Source organism: Mycobacterium sp. 012931, from assembly GCF_000419295.1.
Lineage (GTDB): Bacteria > Actinomycetota > Actinomycetes > Mycobacteriales > Mycobacteriaceae > Mycobacterium > Mycobacterium marinum.
Genome location: NZ_AOPX01000001.1, coordinates 653,751 through 669,129 on the forward strand (window position 1 = coordinate 653,751; position 15,379 = coordinate 669,129).

Below are 15,379 nucleotides of genomic sequence, written 5' to 3' on the forward strand. Positions count from 1 at the left end.
GGATTATCCGGCGAGCGCTACAGAATGCTGGTTTGGAGGAGGCCGAAGTCGACGTGGTCGAGGCGCACAGCCCGGGAACGCCGGTGGGCGATCTGGTCGAGGCCGAGGCGCTGATGGCGACATACGGTCAGCACCGGCCAGAGGGACGGCCGCTGTGGTTGGGTTCGCTCAAATCAAACACCGGACACACTTTGGCTGCGGCCGGCGTTGGCAGCGTCATCAAGATGGTGGAAGCGATGCGGCACCGCACCATTCCATTGACTTTGCACGTGAACGAGCCGACTCCGTATGTGGACTGGGCATCAGGGCGCATTCAGTTAGCGACTGAAACTCAGGAGTGGCCGCGACCGGACAACGCGCGCCGGGCCGCGATATCTGGCGTTGGAATGGGCGGGGTTAACGCACACATCATCATCGAAGAGGCCGTCGAGGAGCCCATGCCAGTGGGTCGGACGGCCTTATCGGACAGTGGCTGGGACGCAGCCTCTCCCGTCGGCCCGTGGATCATCACCGCAAAGTCGCCGGAGGCGCTGCTGGCGCAAGCCGCTCGGACGGTAGCGCATCTTGAGGATGATCCCGACCTACGGGCCATCGACATTGGATACTCGCTGGCTAGCACTCGGGCACAGTTTGCACATCGAGCGATAGTCGTCGGACGCGATCGCAACGAGTTGCTCAACGGGGTGCGATCACTTGTGGCTGGCGAATCTGACCCGGCGGTGGTGCGTGGTGTGGCTGGGCCGTCCGCCAAAACGGCAGCGTTCTTTCACGGCGAAGGGGCGCACTGGCTGGGCATGGGGCGCCAGCTGTACTCAATCTTCCCGTTGTACGCCAAAGCAATCGACGAAACCTGCGAAATACTGAGCAGTCTGATGGGCACGCCAGTTCGTGACCTCCTTTTTGCGTCGGCCGACTCGGAAAAGGGCAGCTTGCTGAGGCGACCCAGCTGCGCTCAGCCCGCACTATTTGCCGTGGAGACGGCGTTGTACCGGCTGGCGCAGTCCTGGGGTTTTCACCCCGACGTCGTTATGGGGTGTTCTGCGGGTGAGATCGCGGCCGGACATGCGGCGGGCCTGTGGTCATTGCAGGACGCGTGTGCTCTCGTGGTGGAGAGTGGCCGCCTGAGGCAGTCAATGGGTGATGCCGACACCACTGCTGTCAGCCCTGCCGCGGAGCTCTACGCAATTCCTCCGTTGGGTGCCAGCGAGCGTAGTGCCAACGGTGCGTCAGGCAACCACACCGGGGCGCAGTCGTCTGATGGGCAGGAAGCCACGTCCACCGAGCACCAGCAGGCGTCCTCCGCTGACGCGCTGCGAGCAGGCCTTTTCAAGCTCTGCGAGCGGCTCGATTACCGCCTTCCGGATACGCCCATTGTCTCAGCGCATACCGGAACGGTTGTTGATCCTAGCCTGGTCCGCACGCCGGAATATTGGGTAGAACAACTGATTTCACCGGTGCATCTCAAGAAGGCGATACGCCGGGCACGGAGTAGGGAAGACATCACCACTTTCCTGCAAATCGGTCCCGGGGTTCATCCTGCCGCCATGATCCACGGGATTTTCGAAGATGCTGATGGCAGTTCCTCCGGCGTCGTGATTCCGCCGTTGTTGCAGCCAGGCACGGATGAAGATGTCTCGTTTGTGAGCGGGCTGGCCACGGCGTACGCGAACGGGGCGCCAATCGATTGGGCTGGCGTGTACCGCGGTGCGGGAGCACGGCGAGTACCGTTGCCGACCTACGCTTTTCAGCGCACGCGACTATGGCTTGATGCGCAAGGCGGCGCAGGCCTGGCCGGGGCGGTCGATGCTCGGGCGTCGGCGGGACCGGTGCACGATGGTGCGCCCGTGTGCACCGAAATCGAGCGGACTGTGGCCGCGGCGATTGGGCAGGTTCTGGGCATCGCCCAAGGCAGCCGCGACGACGGGTTCCTGGCCCTCGGCGGCGACAGTGTCTCTGCAATGCGGCTGGCCGCGCGGGTTCGCGCGGAGGGCCTGCCGCTAACCCCGGAGCTGCTTTTCGAACACGCCACCGTCAGACAGGTCGCAGCGGCGCTGGAGGAGGCCGCCAACCAGGCCACGGACTGTGGCGCCCCGGGGTGCCTCGCCGCGGACCGCCAGTTCGAGGCCATGAGCGTGTCGGGACTGTCATCCGCGGAGCTGGCCGCACTGCCAGGACTGTTGGCGATGCTCGACCAGCCGAGGTCAGCATGACGCAGCCAACCAAGCCCGTCGTCGACATCGAGGACGTGATGACGCTCAGCCCACTTCAGCTGGGGCTGTTCGCGCTGGCCATGGCGAGTGGAGCCGCGTCCGACGACCCGTACACCGTCGCACTCGGCATCGATGTGCATGGTTCGCTGGACGTCGGCCTGTTACGCAGTTGCGCGTTGGCGATGCTGAAGCGCCACCCGAATTTGAGGGCTCGATTCCTCGGCCGCGGCTTGCCGCATCCAGTGCAGGTGGTGCCGTCCGAGGTGCAGTTGGAATGGGCGCGTGTCGAGGCCACGGCGGAGACGGCGGGTGCGCTGGAAGCGCAGGAGCGCAATCGCGGATTCGACCTGGAAATGGGTCCGGCGATCCGATTCTTGCTGATCGAGCTACCGGGCGACAGGTGGCGATTCTTGATTACCGCCCACCACATCGTGATCGGCGGCTGGTCCATCGCGCTGTTCGTCGATGAGCTACTCACGCTGTATGAAGCCGACTGCAACATCGACACGTTGCCGGCGCAGCCGCGACCGTATCGCGACTACATCGGTTGGCTCGAGCGCTGCGACGTTGAGCAAGGGCAACGGCAGTGGCGCGAGCATCTCGCCGGCCTGGCGGCGCCTACCCTGCTGGCGGCGGCGCCGCTCGGTAGCAGCGGTGTGCAGCCGGACAGCCTGCCCAAGAGTGCGCAGCTGACCCTGGACGAAGCGGCCACGACATCTTTGGTCGACGGTGCCCGCAGCCGCGGCGTGACGGTCAATACCCTGACGCAGCTGGCCTGGGCGCTGATGCTGTCGACGCTAACCGACCGCCGCGACGTGGTTTTCGGCGTCACGGTGTCGAGCAGACCCGCCGAGTTGGCCCGGGTGGAATCAATGGTCGGGCTTTTCGTCAACACCGTGCCACTGCGTGTGCGTCTCGACCCGAAGACCACTGTTGCCCAGCAATGCGCGTTGATACAACGCGATGCCGCCCGGCTGCGTGAGCATGCCTATCTGAGCCACTCGCAGATCCGGGCACTGGCCGGCATGGGCGACCTGTTTGACACCCTGCTGGTATTCCAGAACTTCCCATCCCTGGGTCTGGCCGACGGGAAGGCGCGAGCCGTAGGCGCGGCGAGGTTTGACTCCCTAACCGTGCAGAGTCCTACGCACTTCCCCGTCTGCATCACCGCTGAACTCACCGATGCTCGTTTGTCGCTGTCAATAGCAACAAATGCCAACGCATTCGGCGACATCACCGAATCGGCCCTGGGTGATCGCTTGGTGGTAGTACTGCAACGACTGTTGCCGATGTGGGACCGTCCGCTGCGCGACGTCAGCATGCTGCTTGACGGTCAGACCGACGGCGATACGGCCGTATCCGAGCATGCGCGGCTGGATGTGTGGGGTAATCGGGCGGTGTTGGCGGAGCCGTTGGTGGAGCCGGTGTCGGTTCCGGGGTTGTTCGCCGCGCAGGTGGCCAGCCGTGCTGAGGTGACGGCGTTGGCGTGTGGGGATCGGTCGTTGACCTATCGCGAGCTTGATCGGGCGGCTAATCGGTTGGCGCATTTGTTGGTTGATCAGGGTGTGGGTCCTGGTGATGTGGTCGGGTTGTTGTTGCAACGTTCGGTTGAGGCGGTCATCGCGATCTTGGCGGTACTCAAAAGCGGTGCAGCGTATTTAGCGATCGATGTCAATCATCCTGATGGGCGTATCGGGTTCATGATCGAGGATGCCGCGCCGGTAGCGGTGATCAGTACCACGGGGTTGGCGCAGCGGTTGGCGGGTTATCCGGTGGCGGTGATCGATATCGATGATCCCGCGATCGCGGCGTGCTATCCCGGCCATGAGTTGCCCTTTCCCAGCGCAGACAACATCGCGTATCTGATCTATACCTCGGGCACGACCGGCAAGCCCAAAGGCGTGGGGATCACCCACCACAACATCACCCAGTTGTTCACCTCGGTCGCCGCCACCGGATTCACCCCACCACCGGGACAAATCTGGACCCAATGCCACTCCTACGCCTTCGACCTGTCGGTCTTTGAAATGTGGGGTGCACTGCTGCATGGGGGCCGGTTGGTGGTGGTGCCCGAGTCGGTCACCGGCTCCCCGGCCGATCTGCATGCTCTGCTGGTGGCCGAACAGGTCGATGTGCTGGCGCAAACCCCCTCCGCAGTGGCGATGCTGTCGACGCAGGGTCTGGAATCGACGACGTTGGTGGTGGGAGGCGAGGCGTGTCCGGCCGAGGTGGTCGACACCTGGGCGCCCAGCCGCATGATGGTCAATCAATACGGCCCCTCGGAGACCACGATGTATGTGTCGATGAGTGCTCCGCTGGTCCCGGGCTCGAGGCCGGCGCCGATAGGTGTGCCGGTGCCCCGCGCCGCACTATTTGTGCTGGATGGCTGGTTGCGGCCGGTGCCGGCGGGGGTGGCCGGGGAGTTGTATGTGGCTGGTGCCGGGGTGGGGTGTGGGTATTGGCGCCGGTCGGGGTTGACCGCGTCGAGGTTTGTGGCGTGCCCGTTCGGGGCTGCGGGTGCGCGGATGTATCGCACCGGTGATGTGGTGCGTTGGGGCCCAGATGGGCAGTTGCAGTACGTGGGGCGCGCCGATGAACAGGTCAAGATCCGTGGCTATCGCATTGAGTTGGGCGAGGTGGCAGCGGCGTTGTCGCAGTTGGACGGGGTGGATCAGGCGGTGGTGATCGCTCGTGAAGACCGGCCCGGGGATAAACGGTTGGTGGGCTATCTCGTCGGTGGGTTAGAGCCGGGTCAGGCGCGGGCGGCGTTGGCGCAGGCGTTGCCGGCCTATATGGTGCCCGCCGCGGTCGTGGTGGTCGACAGTTTGCCGTTGACGGTCAACGGCAAGTTGGAAATTCGGGCCCTGCCGGCCCCGCATTACGGCGCCACCGGCAGTTACCGCGCCCCGGCCAGCCCGGTCGAACAAGTCCTCGCCGGCATCTACGCCCAAGTACTCGGACTAGACCGAGTCGCGGTAGACCAATCCTTTTTCGACCTGGGTGGGGATTCGTTGTCGGCGATGCGGGTAGTCGCTGCGATCAATAAGTCCTTGGGTGGGGATTTGTCGGTGCGGGCGTTGTTCGACGCGCCTACCGTCGGTGAGTTGGCGGCGTGTATCGGTCAGGGTTCGGGGCAGTGGACGCCGTTGGTGGCTGGTGAGCGTCCGGCGGTGGTTCCGTTGTCGTTTGCCCAGCAGCGGTTGTGGTTTATCGATCAGTTGCAGGGGCCTTCGGCGGTCTACAACATGGCGTGGTCGGCGCGGTTGTCCGGTGAGCTCGATGCCGCGGCGTTGGGTGCGGCGTTTGCTGATGTGGTGGGCCGTCATGAGAGCTTGCGGACGGTGTTTCGTGCGGTGGCGGGGGTGGCTGAGCAGTTGGTGCTGGGCGTCGAGCAGGTCGATGTGCGGTGGCAGATCATCGATGCTCAGGGTTGGTCGTCAAGGCGGCTGGCTGCGGCCCTCGAACAGCAAGCACGGCATTGTTTTGATTTGGCGGTCGAGATTCCGTTGCGGGCGAGCCTGTTTCGCGTCACTGACGACGAGCACGTGTTGGTGGTGGTGGCTCACCATATCGCCGCTGACGGGTGGTCGCTGCGGTCGCTGGTCACTGATTTGGGAGTGGCTTATGCCAGTCGGTGTGCGGGGCGGGCGCCGGGTTGGGCGGGGCTGGCGGTGCAGTATGTCGATTACACGTTGTGGCAGCGCACCAACCTGGGTGAGTTGACCGATAGCCACAGTGGTATCGCCGGGCAGCTGAGGTATTGGGAAAAAGCTCTCGAGGGGATGGCCGAACGGTTGCAGTTGCCCACCGATCGGGCCTATCCGCGGGTGGCTGACCATCGCGGTAGCGGTGTGGATGTCCAGTGGCCCGCCCAGCTGCAGCAGCAGGTTGCCCGGGTAGCGCGTGAGCATCACGCGACGAGCTTCATGGTGATCCAGACCGCCCTGGCGGTGCTGCTGGCCAAGCTCAGCGGCAGCTCTGATGTGGCAGTCGGGGTTCCGGTGGCCGGCCGTGGAGATCCGGCCCTCGATGAGTTGGTGGGCGTGTTCGTCAACACGGTGGTGCTGCGGGTTCAGGTGGCCGGTGACCCCACCTTCGCCCAACTGCTAGCGCAGGTACGCACCCGCAGCTTGGCAGCCTTCGAGCATCAAGACGTGCCCTTCGAGGTGCTGGTGGAGCGGCTCAACCCGGTGCGGTCGTTGACCCATCATCCGCTGGTCCAGGTGGTGTTGGCGTGGCAAAACGACATATCGGCGGAGCTGGTGTTAGACGGTCTCGACGTCGAATTCGCGCCGGTACACACCCAAACCGCCCGGATGGATCTGGTGTTTTCACTGGGTGAACGTTTCACCGATACCGGTGCACCCGCCGGGATCGGCGGGGGTGTGGAGTTTCGCACCGATGTGTTCGACGCGGCCAGTATCGCTGCGTTGATCGAGCGGTTGCAGCGGGTGGTGGTGGCGATGGTCGCTGATCCGGATCGGCGGTTGTCGTCGGTGGATCTGCTTGATGCGCCGAGCATGCGCGGCTGGATGTGGTGGGTAATCGGGCGGTGTTGGCGGAGCCGTTGGTGGAGCCGGTGTCGGTTCCGGGGTTGTTCGCCGCGCAGGTGGCCAGCCGTGCTGAGGTGACGGCGTTGGTCCCTGGGATCCCCCTGGCCCCTTCGCAGATACCGCCGCGAACCCTCAATCCCGATTTTGGGGCCAACCTGTTGCACGACCTGTCTCAGGCGTACACCGTGGTGTTCGTATACGCCAGCGTGGTCATGCTAGTGACTTTTCTCCCTGCGGTGTTTCTGCCCATGAGGGCCGCCATCACGTCGGCCCCATTGCGTGAGCCCATAGACCCGGAGTTCCCTGAGATGGCGGCCCGTGGGCGTCCGAGGTGAATGCGTTCTCGGGTGGCTCAGTCATCCTCAGCCCTTGTGCGCGAGGAGAAGAAATCCCGGGAACATCAACCGGCCCTTGTCGTCTCGCTGCGCCTCGACGCCCGGCGCAGACCCCGCCGCCAGCTGCACATCATTGGCATAGAGCGTGGCCGGGCGCACTTCATCGACGGTCCATTGCGTTGCCACCGTGTCGCGCAGCTCTTCGGCGGTGAAACCGTTAGGACCTGGCATCCCATCGCCAAATGGCCGCTGGGCAAACGCCAGGATGAACAGTCCCGCACCCGGAGCCGCCGCCCGGTGGATGGCCTGCACGTAGGCCTGGCGGCGCTGCACGGGCAGGGCGTGCAGTAATCCGCTGTCCATCACCGTGTTGAACCTGCCGTCGTATCCGTCGAAGGCAGTGACATCGGCCGCAGCGAAGGTGGCCGTGGTCAGTCCTCGCTCGGCCGCCGCCGCACTGGCGGTGGCGATGGCGGTCGCGCTGGCGTCGAGGCCCACGACCGAATACCCTTGCGCGGCAAGCGCAAGGGACAGTTCAGCCTCCCCGCATCCAGCGTCGAGAACCTCGCTGCGCACCTTGCCCCCTTCGATGAGAGCGGCCAGTTCCGGCTGCGGTGCACCGATGCTCCAGGGCGGCCGAACGTCTTGCCGGTAGGTGCTGTCCCAATCCATCCGCGGTTCTGTCACGTGGGGGTCCTTCCCTAGCGGGTTTCTTCGGTCTGACGGCCACGTAGGGGCCTTCCGCAAGGGTGGACGATTTCGCACCGATTGTCTACTTTTACTGATCCGGGGCATAATCGCTCACACAACGACGCGGAAGAGGCACTGGTGACTATCGGAGAACAGGTTCCCGAAGGCCCCGTCGAATCCGTACCGAGCACCGAACGCAAGGGGCAACGGACCCGGCGGCGCATCCTCGATGCCGCTCGCGCTGTCTTCGCCGAGGTCGGCTACGAACGCGCCACGATACGGGGCATCGCCGCCGCTGCGGGCGTGGACAAGTCCTCGATCATCAAATACTTTGGCACCAAGCAGGCGCTGTTTCACGAAGCCGTGCATTGGGACATCCCGGTGGCCGAACTGAGCACCGACGACGCGGGGCAAACGACCGAAAACTACGCACGCGCCATGCTTACTGCCTGGGCCGCCGATCCCAATAGCCCCATGGCCGTGCTGCTGCGCACCAGCATGACCAGCGAAGACGCCGCTGACATCCTGCGCAGGCACATCACCACGCAGGGCGTGGACGCGGTAGCGGCCACCATCGACGCCACCGACGCCAGGCTGCGTGCCGCGGTGGCCGGCGCCATCTTGATGGGCATCGCCAGCCAGCGGTTCATTCTGCGGATGCCCGATTTGGTCAACGCCGACATCGACGACATCCTGCGACTTGTTACACCGCTGCTGCGCTCGTTGATCGACCCCGAATAACCGGGTGAATAGGACCTCGGAGCTACCCTCGCGCCCCCTGACATGGCGACGCAGCCTTGCTGCGGATCGTGGCGCATGTCATCGAAGAATCGCTGGTCGCACCGGTGTCTTCAAGAACCCCACCGAGCACGAGCGCAGACACCGGACTCAGATGGTGCGTTTCAGCCCGACGTGGGCAGCGTGGTACCCGAGCCGGCGATAGAACGCCCGAGCCCTTTCGCGTGCCTCGTCCGTGGTCACCTGCGCCAACTGCGCCCCGTGAGCTCGGCCGTAGTTGTGTGCCCACTCGACGAGTGCGGTACCGAGGCCCTGTGCGCGTTCGGCTTTGGCGACCCGTAATCCCTCGATCTGCAGCCGAGTGGCGCCGCCGCGGGACAGGCCGGGAATGATGGTCAATTGCACGGTCGCGACGACCATGTCGGAACCGTTCAGGACGACTCCGAGATAGTTGGATCGGTTGCGGACGAGGACGTCGTAGGCCGCCTCGTAGCGTTCGAGTCCGGCGCCTTCGCGATCCTGACCGAATTCGTCGTCGGAGAGCAGCTCGGCGATCACTCCCACGTGTTCGCGCGTCGCGCGCTGCACCCGGAAGGTGCGCCCTGCTACCCGCAACAGTCCTCGCACCGAGGACTGCGCCAGTGCCTGCAGGCGCGCCACCAGCAGGTCCAGCCAGGACCCCACGTTGGTTCGCGCCTCCGCGTTATCTGGGTAGCGGCATCGCAGATGCAGGCCGGATTCGTCCTGAATGAACCAGAGCATGACGCCGTCGGTGTGGATCCTCGCGCTCACATACTGGGCGTCGAGTCCGACCGAGTCGATGCGCACCGGAAGTCTAAGTTGGTCCAGCCAGGAGATGGCGAACATGCCAGGCGCCATTGGCATTCCGCCCCACGGAGCCAGTACGTCGGCGAGTGGCCAGGAACCAAGCTGCACCGCTTCTTTGACGGCGGCGGCCGCGGCGTTCGGCTCGACGACCGCGGACTCCAGCACCGAATTGGTGATGAACCAGCCGACCGAGTCGTGCCACTTTTCTTCAAATCGGCTGTGCACGGGGAAGACTGCGCGCAGCGGCGCTCCCGCCAACTCGCGGGTTACCGCAGTCATGGCGACCACCGCGAGTGCCAACGTCGAGACGCCGTCATTGCGTGCCTGCGCGGCGAACGCGGCGCCGTCATCGACATCGAACACATCACGCACTTCGACGCGTTCCGGATGCGGCCCAGACTCACCCAACGGCAGCGGAAACCGCGGCATGACCCCACCACTGTCGCTGATGATTTGGGCCCACCGCGCACGCACGCGATCCGGCGCCGGGGGACGGTCCAGTAGCGCTTGGGTGTGCACCACAAACGCGGGCCGCGGCTGCAGAGACGACGTACGTCCGGTCCTCGCGTCGGCGAGCATCGACAACAGGTCCCGGGCAATCACGAGCATCGACCACATGTCCACATGTGCGTGGTCGGCAGCGATGACCACCGTCAATCCGGCGGCAGTCTCCAACACGCAGAGCCGATGTGAGGGCCGCTGATAGGGCGAACACGTCGCGTTGAGAACTACTCGCAGTGCGTCGTTGACCTCCTGGCCCGCGGCGATCTCATGCTCGACCCACTTGCCGGGTTGAACATCGATCTCATGCAGCTGCGGATCGCCGTCCGCCCCGAGTGTGAATGCCGTTCGCAGAGTGCCATGGCGGGCGATCACGCCCAGCCACGCATCGGCCAGCGATTGCCGGCTGACCCCAGCCGGCAATCGAATGGACAGAGCCATCCAGGAGCCGGGTCGCGCACCCTCGGCTACGTGTATGCGCTGGTCAAAAGACATCGGAAGCTGCCGACCGAGGTCAGACACCGACACGTCATAGCCCCAGAGTCGTCCGAACGGTAGCCGCAAGTGCGCCACGTTGGTCAGCCGCATGGCGGCACCCTAACGCCCCAGATAGCCTGAATGCTCAGTCAGCGCGGTCGGCTCCGGGACGAGTCGGCCGATCGTGAAAAGAGTCGCGCGATGTCCACTTTCGTGGTATCGGGAGCAGAGCTTGCGGTAGAGCTGAGCGACGAAGGTGGTCACCCGGTAGTTCAACTGCACGGACTTACCTCCAGCCGGGCGCGTGACCGGGTGCTCAATCTTGACCTCGGCAGGGGGCTCAGCGGGACCCGCTTGCTGCGCTACGACGCACGCGGCCACGGCAAGTCGACCGGGCGCAAGGTTCCCCAAGATTACCGGTGGGAACGCCTTGCCGAGGATCTTCTACGGCTGCTCGACAAATGGTTTCCCGGCGAACAGGTACATGGGGTCGGCCCATCCATGGGTACCGGCACACTGCTGCACGCTGCCGCCCGCGAGCCGGACCGCTTCGCCGGTCTCACGCTGATGGTGCCGGCCACCGCGTGGCACACCCGGCCCGCGCAGGCCGCCAATTACCGGGTGGCGGCCGAGATCATCGAAACCGAGGGAGTCGGGGCATTCATCGCCTGGGGGCGTGCGGCGACTCCGCCACCAGCCACGGTCGGCGCGCCCGAAACAGTTCCCGATGTCACCGAGGCGTTGCTGCCATCACTGTTTCGCGGTGCGGCTCTCAGCGACCTTCCCACCAGTGAAGCCCTAGCACGAATCGATGTGCCGACCACGATCCTGGCCTGGATCAACGACCCGGCGCATCCGCTGTCGACCGCGGAATCACTTGCCGCACTGCTGCCGCAGTCGACGCTCACCGTGGCGCACACCCCGGCCGATGTCGTGACCTGGCCCAAGATCCTCAGCCAAGACGTCGCCCGCAGAGGCTGACACCGCCGCGCGCTCAGGTCAGGAGCCGTCTCGCCCCAGCCGCGCCATCACCAGGGGGGTCACCGCAACGCGCTCGTCGGATTGAACAACCCGCGTGCCGCACGGAATTGGCGGATCCGCTCTCACTGCTACCGCGGACGAGACCGCGCGCGATCATGGGTCCGGCGTTGTCTGCGGGCGAGCCGCCGAGCCAGCACCTGCTGCCCGGGGCCGGCCAGCTCCCCGATGGCACTGTGCCGACCGGAGACCGCCATCAGCACGGCTTCCGCCGATCCGGTCAGCTCTGGTCCGCTGCCGTGACTCCAGTCCAGGTCGCTCGTGGTCAGGCGTACACCGCGGGCCAGGTGCCACCCTGGCAGCTCGGGGGTGCGCAGGCTGTCACCCAGCACGCAACGCAGCCGTTCGGCCGGGATCTGGCGCGGCAGACCGAGCGGGCGGCGGATGTCTTGATGATGGATGGTGACGTCGAGCAGCGCGAGCCGGCCTCCGAAGGTCGTGGCCAGCCCCCGCGGCCGCAGCCGAGCCCGCAGTTGGTCGAGCAGCTGTTCGGTGCTCAGCGATGCGAGTTCGTCGACCCACACCTGGTTGGCGTCAATGATCCGACCGCGGATGACACGGCCAAACATGCCGAGCAGACTGGCGTCGTCGAAGCTCATCACATGAGCGACCACGTCGCGCACCCGCCAGCGCTCACACAATGACTGCGCCTCCCACTGCTCGGGCGTCAAAGTCGCCAGCAGATCGGCCAGCTCTGTCCGCTCGGCGGTGGCCATCTCGAGACCGTCCACGGGATCAACTCTGCCACGCCGACCCTCGGTGGCCGTCCGATAAGTGCTCCTGCCCTGCGCGCCAGCGGAATTCACGCCACGGATACGCCGCTGCGAGGGCAGCGAGCCCGGATTTCATCCTCGCCGTGGGTACGGCCTGCCGCGCCTACCGCACAACAACTGGGCTGCTGGGCACGCAGAGCCGCTAAGCTCCCTGTCATCCCCGCGCACAGCCATCACTCATCGCCCCCCCTGACACTGCAGATCGGGCGCATCGAGCGCGGACGTCCCATGGCAGTCACAGCCGCCGGCGAGCGAGTCCTCGATTCAGCCGCGTTGACAAGTTCGTCGATCCTGACCGCAGTCCACTGAGCCACTGGTGGTCGACGCATTGCCTCCATTGCGACCCAGGGCGATCACCTCGGCCCGGCAATCGAATCAAGCTGCTTCGGTGAGCTGATCGTCACATGGCTGCGGGCGAGGCCCTCGGATTCGTCGACCCGCCGGCGTGCTTCACGAACTTGGCGGATCCGCCATCGCGCGCGAGATTCCGCCACGATCCGTGAGACCAAATAGCTGCCGCGGCTCATCTGGCCATGTTGGCAAAGCGCGACAGGTGCAACTGGTGCGCGACGGTCACCGTCTTAGTCGGACCGTTCCGGTGCTTGGCCAGAATGAAATCCGCTTCTCCCCCACGTGGGTCGTCCCGCTCGAATGCATCCGGGCGGTTGAGCAGAATGACCATGTCGGCGTCCTGCTCCAGCGAGCCCGACTCACGCAGGTCCGAAAGCATCGGCTTCTTGTCGGTACGTTGCTCGGGACCACGGTTGAGCTGGCTGATCGCGACCACCGGGACCTCGATCTCTTTGGCCAAGAGCTTCAGATGCCGGGAGAACTCCGAGACTTCCACCTGCCGCGACTCGTGCTTCTTGCCGGAGGTCATCAGCTGCAGATAGTCGACGACCACGAGCTTCAGGTTCGCCTTCTGGCGCAGTCTGCGCGCCTTGGCCCGGATCTCCATCATGGTCAGGTTCGGCGAGTCATCGATATACAGCGGCGCCTCGCTGATCTCGCTCATCCGACGCGCCAGCCGGGTCCAGTCATCGTCGGTCATCCGGCCCGAACGCATGTCGGCGAGTTTGATTTTCGCCTCCGCTGACAGCAATCGCATCACGATCTCGGTCTTGCTCATTTCCAGCGAGAAGATGACGCTGGCCATCTGGTGCTTGATCGAGCAGGAGCGCATGAAGTCCAGGCCCAACGTGGACTTGCCCACACCCGGCCGCGCCGCGACGATGATCATCTGCCCCGGGTGCAGGCCGTTGGTCACCTCATCGAGTTCGGTGAATCCGGTCGGCACACCGCGCGAGATCCCACCGTTGGAAGCGATGGCGTCGATCTCGTCCATCGTTGGCTGCAGCAGATCTTCCAGCGGCACGAAATCCTCGGACAGCCGCCGATCGGCGACGTCGTAGATCTCGGCCTGCGCGCGGTCGACCACCTCGGCCACATCGGCGCCCTCGGCACCGGCATAGCCGTATTGCACCACCCGCGTGCCGGCCTCCACCAGACGGCGCAGCAGCGCCTTCTCGCCGACGATGCCCGCGTAGTAGCCGGCGTTGGCGGCGGTCGGCACCGTTGAGATCAGGGTGTGCAAATAGGGCGCACCGCCGATACGCCGCAGCAGGCCGCGCCGATCCAACTCGGCGGCCACCGTCACCGCGTCGGCCGGCTCCCCGCGCCCATAGAGATCCAGAATGGCGTCATAAATGTTCTGGTGAGCCGGACGGTAGAAGTCACCGGGCCGCAGCCGCTCCAGCACATCGGCGACGGCGTCCTTGCTCAACAGCATCCCGCCCAGCACCGACTGCTCCGCGGCGAGATCCTGCGGCGGCTGCCGGCCGAAGTCTTCACTCGGCGGCGGGGCATCCATGTTGTCCGAGTGCGCGAGGTCGTCAACGACAGCCATTGGCTCTCACCTCCTCCGAAATAAGCATCCGAACGTACATTCGATCGCTGAGTTTCAGAGCGTAAGTCACCGCACCGACAACCCCCACTCCCACACACCCATCGTCTTGCGACGGGACGATGGTAGACGTTGCTGGCGAGTACTCCAAGTGCCTGCTGTTTATGAACCTGTGCATCGTGTGTGCATATCCATTGACGCCGGTGGTGAGGGGGGTATGGAAAACCTGTGGATCAAGGCCGACCTTCTATACATCACTGCAGGTGACCGCTATCCAACGCCAGACATTCAGTGTGGACAAGAATCTCTTCGGCGTGTCGGGTCAGGTTACTGCGTCGGGCGTGTTGGTTTTCGCCGAGATTTTCCCCAAGTTAATCAGTGGTAACGAGGCACGTCCGAAACCATGCTCTGGAAAGTTCGCCAGCCGGGCACCGCCGCATCGCGCTTCCCAGCTATCTCGGATATGGCTCCGAGCAGCACAAAACCCGGTGGCGGCCACTGGCCGCCACCGGGGACATTGCTTGTTAGTGCGGGCTAGCTTTCCGCGACCACGTCGACGGAGAGCTCCACCTCGATCTCGGGGTGCAAATGCATCACCACGGGATGGGTGCCCACCGCCTTGATGTGGGCCTTAGGCAGCCGCACGATCCGCTTGTCGAGGTTCGGCCCGCCCGCCCTCTTGATGGCGGCCACGACGTCACCAGCGGTGACCGAGCCGAACAGCTTGCCGGAGTCGGCAGCCGTCTTCACCGGCAACGCGACCGAGCCGAGCGCCTGGATGGCGGTCTTGATCTCGTTGGCGTGTTCGCGGTCGCGTACCGCCTTGGTCTCGCGGGACCGGCGGATCTCATCGGCCTGCTTCTGCGCACCTCGCGAGGCGACGATCGCCATCCCGCGCGGTAGTAGGAAGTTGCGGCCGTACCCGTCCTTGACCTCGACTGTGTCGCCGACGGAACCGAGGTGGTCGACGTCAGCCGTCAGTATCAGCTTCATCGTTATACGTACTTTCGTTGGGCTTTCAGCGATTACCGTCGATTACCGCGCCGACGAGGTGAAGGGCAGCAACGCGACCTCGCGAGCGTTCTTCACCGCCAGGGCGATGTCACGCTGGTGCTGCACACAGTTGCCGGTGACCCGGCGGGCACGGATCTTGCCGCGCTCACTGATATAGGTCCGCAGCAGCGCGGTGTCCTTGTAGTCGATTGCTTGGTCTTTCTTGGCGCAAAAGACGCATTTGCGCGTCTTGACCGGCTTCTCCGGAGCCGGACGACGCTTGTTGGACTTGGCCATGTGTCTGTTTCTTTCCGTTTCTTACTGGTCTGAAATTCTGTTG

General features: G+C 64.8%; 9 protein-coding genes and 1 pseudogene. 4 read left to right on the top strand and 6 right to left on the bottom strand.

The window, feature by feature from the left end:
• Nucleotides 1–5 precede the first annotated feature (5 nt).
• Together MMSP_RS02870 and MMSP_RS02875 are read left to right on the top strand one after the other, a co-directional pair.
• The gene (locus tag MMSP_RS02870; protein WP_255342223.1) at nt 6–2,210 is read left to right on the top strand and encodes a type I polyketide synthase; all 2,205 of its coding nucleotides are present in this window, start codon (nt 6–8) and stop codon (nt 2,208–2,210) included.
• Nucleotides 2,207–7,098: pseudogene (locus MMSP_RS02875) on the top strand (amino acid adenylation domain-containing protein). Before MMSP_RS02870 ends, MMSP_RS02875 begins: the two are co-directional and overlap by 4 nt.
• Before the next feature lie 27 nt (nt 7,099–7,125).
• Here MMSP_RS02875 and MMSP_RS02880 read toward each other — a convergent pair.
• Complete coding sequence (locus MMSP_RS02880; RefSeq protein WP_020785414.1) at nt 7,126–7,785, bottom strand: class I SAM-dependent methyltransferase; 660 nt, start codon at nt 7,783–7,785, stop codon at nt 7,126–7,128.
• Nucleotides 7,786–7,926: 141 nt separating this feature from the next.
• On the opposite strand from MMSP_RS02880, the gene MMSP_RS02885 reads away from it, so the two are divergent.
• A complete protein-coding gene (locus MMSP_RS02885) occupies nt 7,927–8,529 on the top strand; it encodes a TetR/AcrR family transcriptional regulator (RefSeq protein ID WP_020727602.1) in 603 nt (200 codons plus the stop codon).
• Between the two features lie 147 nt (nt 8,530–8,676).
• Here MMSP_RS02885 and MMSP_RS02890 read toward each other — a convergent pair whose 3' ends face one another.
• Nucleotides 8,677–10,443 carry a GNAT family N-acetyltransferase gene (locus tag MMSP_RS02890; RefSeq protein WP_020785415.1) on the bottom strand — a complete coding sequence of 589 codons (1,767 nt, stop codon included), beginning with the start codon at nt 10,441–10,443 and terminating at the stop codon, nt 8,677–8,679.
• Nucleotides 10,444–10,533: 90 nt separating this feature from the next.
• Here MMSP_RS02890 and MMSP_RS02895 point away from each other — a divergent pair, with 90 nt between their 5' ends.
• Entirely contained in the window at nt 10,534–11,313 is a 780-nt protein-coding gene (locus MMSP_RS02895) for an alpha/beta fold hydrolase (RefSeq protein ID WP_036426060.1), read from the top strand.
• 128 nt (nt 11,314–11,441) lie between these two features.
• Here MMSP_RS02895 and MMSP_RS02900 read toward each other — a convergent pair whose 3' ends face one another.
• The 4 genes from MMSP_RS02900 to rpsR all read right to left on the bottom strand — a co-directional run bounded on the left by MMSP_RS02900 (nt 11,442) and on the right by rpsR (nt 15,336).
• Nucleotides 11,442–12,101, bottom strand: a complete 660-nt coding sequence (locus tag MMSP_RS02900) for a maleylpyruvate isomerase family mycothiol-dependent enzyme (protein ID WP_020785417.1) — start codon at nt 12,099–12,101, stop codon at nt 11,442–11,444.
• Between the two features lie 565 nt (nt 12,102–12,666).
• Nucleotides 12,667–14,049, bottom strand: a complete 1,383-nt coding sequence (gene dnaB, locus MMSP_RS02905) for a replicative DNA helicase (RefSeq protein ID WP_012392079.1) — start codon at nt 14,047–14,049, stop codon at nt 12,667–12,669.
• 531 nt (nt 14,050–14,580) lie between these two features.
• Nucleotides 14,581–15,039, bottom strand: coding sequence for a 50S ribosomal protein L9 (gene rplI, locus MMSP_RS02910; protein WP_020785419.1), 459 nt, complete (start codon nt 15,037–15,039; stop codon nt 14,581–14,583).
• Nucleotides 15,040–15,081: 42 nt separating this feature from the next.
• The gene (gene rpsR, locus MMSP_RS02915) at nt 15,082–15,336 is read right to left on the bottom strand and encodes a 30S ribosomal protein S18 (protein WP_011738471.1); all 255 of its coding nucleotides are present in this window, start codon (nt 15,334–15,336) and stop codon (nt 15,082–15,084) included.
• Nucleotides 15,337–15,379: the final 43 nt, after the last annotated feature.

What these genes read in the sequence shown, in the direction of transcription:
- rplI (WP_020785419.1), bottom strand. Translation starts at nt 15,039, where the DNA reads ATGAAGCTGATACTGACGGCTGACGTCGACCACCTCGGTTCCGTCGGC.
- dnaB (WP_012392079.1), bottom strand. Translation starts at nt 14,049, where the DNA reads ATGGCTGTCGTTGACGACCTCGCGCACTCGGACAACATGGATGCCCCG.
- MMSP_RS02895 (WP_036426060.1), top strand. Translation starts at nt 10,534, where the DNA reads ATGTCCACTTTCGTGGTATCGGGAGCAGAGCTTGCGGTAGAGCTGAGC.
- MMSP_RS02890 (WP_020785415.1), bottom strand. Translation starts at nt 10,443, where the DNA reads ATGCGGCTGACCAACGTGGCGCACTTGCGGCTACCGTTCGGACGACTC.
- rpsR (WP_011738471.1), bottom strand. Translation starts at nt 15,336, where the DNA reads ATGGCCAAGTCCAACAAGCGTCGTCCGGCTCCGGAGAAGCCGGTCAAG.